The following is a 6,543-nucleotide window of genomic DNA, read 5'->3' as shown; positions in this document are numbered from 1 at the left end:
GTTTGGCCGCCCGCGGTAACCAGCTCTTCGCTGTTCCCCTCGCGGCGACTTAGAAAACAATACACCCACCCAACCCCCACCGCAAATCCACCCCCACAACAGGTCGAAACCCCGCCATTCCGGGCCCAAAGCCGGTATCGGCACCCAAATTCGGGCGCCGCCGTCGTAAGTGAGTTCTGTGTGCTGCGGCACAACGGCCGACGCCTCTCACGGATCTCGACAAGCCCTTCACCGGGAAGCTCGATCACCGATGGGCTCGATCACCGCAGGCCTTAAACGCAGAAGGGCCGGCAACCAAACGGTTGCCGGCCCTTCTCAAGCAGCTGGAATCAGCGGTGCTGGATTACCAGGAAGACTTGGTGATGCCCGGGAGCTCACCGCGGTGAGCCATGTCGCGGAAGCGAACACGGGAGATACCGAACTTCTGGAAGGTACCGCGGGGACGGCCGTCGATGATGTCGCGGTTACGCAGACGGACGGGCGACGCGTTGCGGGGAAGCTTCTGCAGGCCGAGGCGTGCTGCTTCGCGAACTTCGTCGGTCGAGTTGGGGTCAACCAGAGCCTTCTTCAGTTCGAGGCGCTTTGCAGCGTAACGCTCAACGATGACTTTACGCTGTTCGTTCTTTGCGATCATTGACTTCTTAGCCATGTGTTTAGCGCTCCTCTCGGAATTCGACGTGCTGACGGATCTTGGGATCGTACTTCTTCAGAACCATACGGTCCGGGTCGTTACGACGGTTCTTCCGCGTCACGTAGGTGTAACCCGTGCCCGCAGTCGACTTGAGCTTGATGATCGGACGTACGTCCTTGTCCTTAGCCATTAGAGCTTCACTCCCCGAGCAAGGATGGCGGCGACGACTACGTCGATGCCGCGCACGTCGATGGTCTTGATGCCCTTTGCAGAAAGCTGCAGAGTGACGTTACGGCGCAGGGACGGAACCCAGTAGCGCTTCTTCTGGATGTTCGGATCGAACCGACGCTTGTTGCGACGGTGCGAGTGCGAAATGCTGTGCCCAAAGCCCGGCTCGGCTCCGGTCACTTGGCAGTGTGCTGCCATGACTTCTCCTCAAGAATTGAATGTAATGATCCGCATATCTGCTGCAGGATCATGCGGCTAAGTGCGACCCAAAGTGATCAGGGTGAACGGTTAGTCACGCAACTTGAGCCCCTAACTACCGGCTACCCTGGAGAAAATTACCGGGCCACCGGAGCAATTGCGCACGCTCCGCGCACTTAGCGCTCACCAAGTCTACGAGTTCACGCAATTAAAGACCAATCCGTGCTCGGACGGTGTATAAGGGGGCCTGCTTCAGAGGCGCGTGAGCTGGGCGTACTTGGGCGCCAGTCCGTCGCCCGAGGACTTGCCGGTAACACGGCGGACCACCCAGGGGCCGGCGAATTCGCGGACCCAGCGGGCGTTGGCGCGGAGAGCTTCGGCCCGGTTCAGCTCGGGCACCGGGGTCATGGGCGGGACCTCGATCGAGTGGTCGTGCTCCAGGACGGTAAGGACGCGTTTGGCCATGTTGGCGTGCCCGGCGGCAGACATGTGCATCCGGTCCTGGGCCCACATGCCCCAGTCGTAGTACTCGTTAAAGCGCCAGTAATCCACCAGCAACGCTCCATGGTCCCCGGCAATGCCGCGGACCAGTTCGTTGTAGATGGCGGTGCGGCCGCGCATAGTGCTGAAGACCTTCGAACCGCGCGCGTCGAAGCCGGTGAACATCACCACTGTGGCGCCCGTGGCCGCCAGCTTGCGGATGCCGGCGTCGTACTCCGCCAGCAGATCGTCGATGTCGATCTTGGGCCGCAGAATGTCGTTGGCACCTGCGTAAATGGTCACCAGGGTGGGGTTAAGTTCGACGGCGGCGTCCACCTGTTCTGCCATGATCTGGCGGAGCTTCCTGCCGCGGATGGCCAGGTTGGCGTAGCCGAAGCCGGGATCCGCCGCGCCCAGCTGCTCCGCCACGCGATCCGCCCAGCCCCGCACGCCGTTGGGGCGGCTGGGATCGTCATCCCCGACCCCTTCCGTGAAGGAATCGCCGAGCGCTACATACCGGGTCGAAAAGTCCATGGCGTCAGTCTTTCATCTGTTGCCGGGAGCAACCAAGGCGGGGCCTGTCCGGACGGTGTCCATCAGGGCGACGGCTTATGGCCGGCTTTCGGTCTCGCGGAGGATCCAGTGGTCATCGTCCAGCCGGGCCACGATCTTTTCGCCGATGCGGGCGAGGTCGTTGACGTCGCGTTCCGTCAGGGCGTCCAGGAACTTAGTGCGCACCGCCTCCACGTGCCCCGGTGCGAGTGCCTCCAAAGTGGCCATCCCGACGTCGGACAGGTGTGCGGTGGTGACCCGGGCATCGCGGGGGTGCGGACGCCGCTCCAGCCATCCGCGCTTCTCCAGTTTGGCAACCACATGCGAGAGCCGGGAAAGCGACGAACTCGTACGGGCGGCCAGCTGGCTCATCGGCAGGAAGCGGCCCTCGGCTTCGGACAGCATGGCCATGACGTTGTAATCGAACAGTGACACCTTGCCGGCGGTGTGGAGCTGGTTGTCCAGGGCAGCCGGCAGCAGCGTGTTGATGCTCAGGAGTGCCAGCCAGGCACGGCGTTCGTCGGCGTTGAGCCAGCGCGGTTCGGTCATGCGTCCATTCTAGAAGCAGAGCGTGGTTGAGCGTTCAAGTGACGCACCAGTTCCCGTGGACCCATCCGGGTAGGCTGACTCTATGTTTGTTGTATCGCTGACCTACAAGGTGCCCGAAGACATCGTGGACTATCACCGCCCTGCGCATATGGCGTGGGTTAAGCAGGCGTTCGACGACGGCGTGTTCCTTGCGTCCGGACGCCTGGTTCCGGCGGTGGGCGGTGTGCTGTTGTCCAAGGCGGACCGAACCACGCTGGATGCCGCGTTGGCCAAGGATCCTTTCTACAGCAACGGAGTGGCCGAGTTCGAAGTTATCGAATTCACCGCCACGACCGTGGCAGATGGTTACGAAAACCTGCTGGACACCTAGGCCCCTGGCCCCCGCGCCAGCAGGCTTCCGGGGAAATGCCCGGCATCCCCGGCAGTTCCCCGGAAGCACCTACTGCTCCAGAACCAGCAGCTGGGCCTTGTCCGGCTCCCAGGTCACGAACAGCTCCGCGCCTGGCGCGGGCCGATTCGTCGCATCTGAAGTGAGTTCGCGCACCTGGAGCTCGTGGCCGCCGGCCGTGAGGCGGTGGCGCACCGTGGCGCCCAGGTTGGTCGAGGAGACCAGCGCCGCCTTGCCGCAGTTGTCCGCGCTTGCCTCGGAGCTGAACTTGAGGTGTTCGGGACGGATGGACACGGCGTAGTTCTCGCCGGCGACGCCGCGGTCGCGCACACGGCCCAGGCCCAGGCCGCCGAGGTCAACCAGCGCCTCGCCGTCCTTGCGTTCCAGGACGGTGCACGGGATGAGGTTGGTGTCGCCAAGGAAGCTGGCCACCCAATCCGTGAGCGGGTGGTTGTAGACCTCTTCGGGCGAGCCCGACTGGACGATCCTGCCGTCCTTCATGACCACGATCCGGTCGGACATGGCCATCGCCTCGTCCTGGTCGTGCGTGACGAAAAGGACGGAGATGCCCAGGCTCTTCTGCAGCGTCTTGATCTCTTCCTGCATGTGTTCGCGGAGCCGCTTGTCGAGGGCGGCCATGGGCTCGTCCAGGAGCAGCGCGGCCGGGTTGAACACCAGCGCGCGGGCCAGGGCCACGCGCTGCTGCTGCCCGCCGGAGAGCTGGCGGGGCTTGCGGTCGCCCATCGTGCCCAGGCCCACGCGTTCCAGCGCGCTATCGGCGCGTTGACGCCGTTCGGCCTTAGGCACCTTGCGCATCCGGAGCGCGAACTCCACGTTTTCGCGGGCGCTCATGTGCGGGAAGAGGGCGTAGTTCTGGAACACGACGCCCAGGTTCCGGTCCCGGGGCGGGAGCGAATCCACGGGCTTGCCGTCGATCAGGACGCTCCCGGACGTGTGCTCCTCGAAGCCGGCCACCATCATCATGGTGGTGGTCTTGCCGGATCCGCTCGGTCCCAGCAGGGTGACGAATTCGCCGGGTTCCACCACCAGGTCCAGTTCGTCGACGGCAACCACGTCGCCGTACGTCTTGCGGACCTGCCGGAGTTCAATGGAACCTTGTGCGGACGCCGTCGTCCTGGTGCTTGCTGCTGCGGAAATCACTGAAGTAGTCATGGGCCTTCCTTAGTTTGGTGCGGACACGGCCAGCGGCAGCATCCTGGCGGTGGAACGCCGTTTGAGAACGAACATGACCTGGAACAACAGCCCCAAGGTGGCCACGGTGACCAACAGAGCCGAGGACACCGCGATCTTGGGGGTCAGGTTGAACTGGATGTCGGTGAACATCTTCACGGGCAAGGTGGTGGCGCTGGGCGACTGCATGAACAGGGACATGACGGTCTCGTCGATGGAGACCGAGAAGGCGAACAGCGCCCCGGAAACCAGCCCGGGCAGGATGACCGGCAGGTAGACGTGCCGGAACACGGACAGCCATCCGGCGCCCAGGCTCTGCGCCGAATTGACCAGCGCCGGGTTCAGTCCGGCAAGGCTGGCACGCGTGGTCAGGTACACGTACGGGGTGGCGATGACGGCATGCGCCAGGCCGATGGGGAGGATGCTGCCCAGCACGCCGAGGGAGATGAAGAACTGGTAGAACGCCAGCGCCAGCACCACGGTGGGGACGATCATCGGCGCCAGGATCAGCCCGACGACAGCCTGCTGGCCCGGGAACTTGCGTCCGTGCAGGCCGATCGCCGCGGTCGCGCCGAGAATCACACCGATCACGACGGCGATCGCTGCAGATTGGAGGCTGGCCGTCAGTGCCGAGGTCCAAGCCTTGTCAGCGAAGAAGCCGGCGACGGCGGCGAACGAGATCCTTTCGGGCGGGAAAGTGATGTAGCGGCTGTCGTTAAGGGCAACAGGCACCACGATCGCCGTCGGGACCACCAGGAACAGGAACACCGGAATGGAAAGCAGCGTCAGCAGTCGCTGCCGGGGATTAGTTGTCTGCATGTTGGCCTCCCGCCTTGAGCACTCGCTGGTAGATGGCAACGAGGATGCTGACCAGCACTGTCAGGATCACGGCCAGGGCCGCGGCCCCGGAGAAGTCGGTGAGCTGGCGCGCGTAGTAGTCGATCTGGTTGGCGATCATCATGTCGCCGGGTCCGCCCATGACCACCGGGGTGATGAAGAAGCCGGTACTGATGATGAACACGAGCAAGCCTGCCGCGGAGATGCCCGGCGTGCTGAGAGGCAGGATGATCCGGCGAAAGATTGAGGCTTCCTTGGCCCCGAGCGAACGCGCCGCCAGGGCAAGCCGGTCATCGATGGAGGTCAGCGAGGAGAAAATCGGGAACACCGCATACGGGAGCAGGCAGTGAACCATGCCGATGATCACGGCCAGCCGGTTATGCAGCAGCTCAATGGGAGCATCGGTGAGGCCCACCGTCTGGAGGAAGGAGTTCACGATGCCGTTGTCCTGAAGTAGCACGGCCCACGCGAAGTTCTTCACCAGGATGCCGGTCCAGAAGGGCAGCAGCACCACGGCGAACAGGATCACGCGGGTCACCGTGCCGGAGCGCCACAGCACCAGGGCAATGACGTAGCCCAGGACCACGGTGACAACGGTGGATGCCAGGCTGATGCTCAGGGTGTTGATCAGGGAACGGACCACCAGCGGGTCTTCGAGGACGCGCTGGTAGGCGTTGCCAGTGAAGCTCGAGCCCACCAGTTTGCCCAGCGGGCTGAGGAACAGTACGACGTCGAAGGCCAGGATCGGGGCCAGCAGCAGCCACCAGGTGGTGCGCCGCCGTCGGGGTTTCTCCTGCTCCGGTGCCGGGGCGCGTCCCTCCGGACGCGCGCGTTGCAAGGTTGCGTTGCTCATGTCAGCTGGCCTGCCACAGCTTGAACTGCTGCTCGGTCTTCTTCAGGTTCTCCGACCACCACTTGTCGTCACGGACCAGGATCTTGTCGGCCAGGCGCGGACTGGTGGGCAGGGTGTCTGCGACTTCCTTAGGCAGTTTGGACAGCGCCGGAGTGTTGGCCAGGGTCAGGTTGGTGACCGTATCGAAGGCGGCGCCGGCCTCGGCGTCATTGGACATGAAGTTCATCAGTTTGAAGGCGGCTTCCTTGTTCTTGGCCCCCTTCGGCACCACGAAGTAGTCGCCGGCCAGCACTGCGTTCTCCGCGCTGAAGTTCAGCTTGGCGCCGTCGTTGCGGGCCGCGTTAATGCGGTTGTTGAAGCTCGTGGACAGCGAGACCTCGCCCGAGGTGAGCTGCTGGATGGGCTCCTGGTTGGCCGCGTGGTAAAGCAGGCGGTCCTTGCCGGGGTGGTGGCCCAGCACGCGCAGGGCCCGGTCGACGTCGAGCGGGTAGATCTGGTCGAACGGCACGCCGTCGGCCAGGAGTGCGGCCTCCAGCACAGAGCTGTCCGAGAGCTGGTTGTAGACCGAGCGCTTGGTATCGTACTTGCCCTGGTCGAAGAACTGCGCCCAGTCCTTGGGGGGCCTGCGCATCGGGG

General features: G+C 64.0%; 10 protein-coding genes. 1 reads left to right on the top strand and 9 read right to left on the bottom strand.

Annotated features, from left to right (window positions below):
* Window positions 1-343: 343 nt before the first annotated feature.
* The 5 genes from rpsN to ACX80X_RS17375 all read right to left on the bottom strand — a co-directional run bounded on the left by rpsN (window position 344) and on the right by ACX80X_RS17375 (window position 2,638).
* The gene (gene rpsN, locus ACX80X_RS17395) at window positions 344-649 is read right to left on the bottom strand and encodes a 30S ribosomal protein S14 (RefSeq protein ID WP_026266887.1); all 306 of its coding nucleotides are present in this window, start codon (window positions 647-649) and stop codon (window positions 344-346) included.
* A gap of 4 nt (window positions 650-653) precedes the next feature.
* Window positions 654-821 (bottom strand): 50S ribosomal protein L33, encoded by a 168-nt coding sequence (gene rpmG, locus ACX80X_RS17390; protein WP_013602737.1) that lies wholly within the window; start codon window positions 819-821, stop codon window positions 654-656.
* Complete coding sequence (gene rpmB / locus ACX80X_RS17385; protein WP_056342125.1) at window positions 821-1,057, bottom strand: 50S ribosomal protein L28; 237 nt, start codon at window positions 1,055-1,057, stop codon at window positions 821-823. The genes rpmG and rpmB overlap by 1 nt, the downstream gene beginning before the upstream one ends.
* 252 nt (window positions 1,058-1,309) lie before the next feature.
* Entirely contained in the window at window positions 1,310-2,071 is a 762-nt protein-coding gene (locus ACX80X_RS17380; protein WP_252599570.1) for an SGNH/GDSL hydrolase family protein, read from the bottom strand.
* A 75-nt stretch (window positions 2,072-2,146) separates the two neighbouring features.
* Window positions 2,147-2,638, bottom strand: a complete 492-nt coding sequence (locus ACX80X_RS17375) for a MarR family winged helix-turn-helix transcriptional regulator (RefSeq protein WP_056342119.1) — start codon at window positions 2,636-2,638, stop codon at window positions 2,147-2,149.
* An 82-nt stretch (window positions 2,639-2,720) separates the two neighbouring features.
* Between ACX80X_RS17375 and ACX80X_RS17370 the strand changes: the two genes are divergently transcribed.
* A complete protein-coding gene (locus tag ACX80X_RS17370; protein ID WP_459312853.1) occupies window positions 2,721-3,008 on the top strand; it encodes a YciI family protein in 288 nt (95 codons plus the stop codon).
* A gap of 69 nt (window positions 3,009-3,077) precedes the next feature.
* Here the strand turns inward: ACX80X_RS17370 and ACX80X_RS17365 are convergent, their stop codons facing one another.
* From ACX80X_RS17365 to ACX80X_RS17350, 4 genes are read right to left on the bottom strand one after another with little or no spacing between them, the layout of a single operon-like run.
* Complete coding sequence (locus ACX80X_RS17365) at window positions 3,078-4,199, bottom strand: ABC transporter ATP-binding protein (RefSeq protein WP_459312851.1); 1,122 nt, start codon at window positions 4,197-4,199, stop codon at window positions 3,078-3,080.
* Window positions 4,200-4,208: 9 nt separating this feature from the next.
* The gene (locus ACX80X_RS17360; protein ID WP_252614942.1) at window positions 4,209-5,036 is read right to left on the bottom strand and encodes an ABC transporter permease; all 828 of its coding nucleotides are present in this window, start codon (window positions 5,034-5,036) and stop codon (window positions 4,209-4,211) included.
* On the bottom strand, window positions 5,023-5,907 hold the full coding sequence (locus ACX80X_RS17355) for an ABC transporter permease (protein ID WP_252599573.1): 885 nt from the start codon (window positions 5,905-5,907) through the stop codon (window positions 5,023-5,025). Before ACX80X_RS17355 ends, ACX80X_RS17360 begins: the two co-directional genes overlap by 14 nt.
* A gap of 1 nt (window position 5,908) precedes the next feature.
* A complete protein-coding gene (locus ACX80X_RS17350; RefSeq protein ID WP_459312849.1) occupies window positions 5,909-6,538 on the bottom strand; it encodes an extracellular solute-binding protein in 630 nt (209 codons plus the stop codon).
* Between the last annotated feature and the right edge of the window lie 5 nt (window positions 6,539-6,543).

The organism is Pseudarthrobacter sp. MDT3-1, assembly GCF_054510755.1.
Note: the sequence above shows the minus strand (reverse complement) of the source record. Positions and strands in the feature narration are given on the sequence as shown.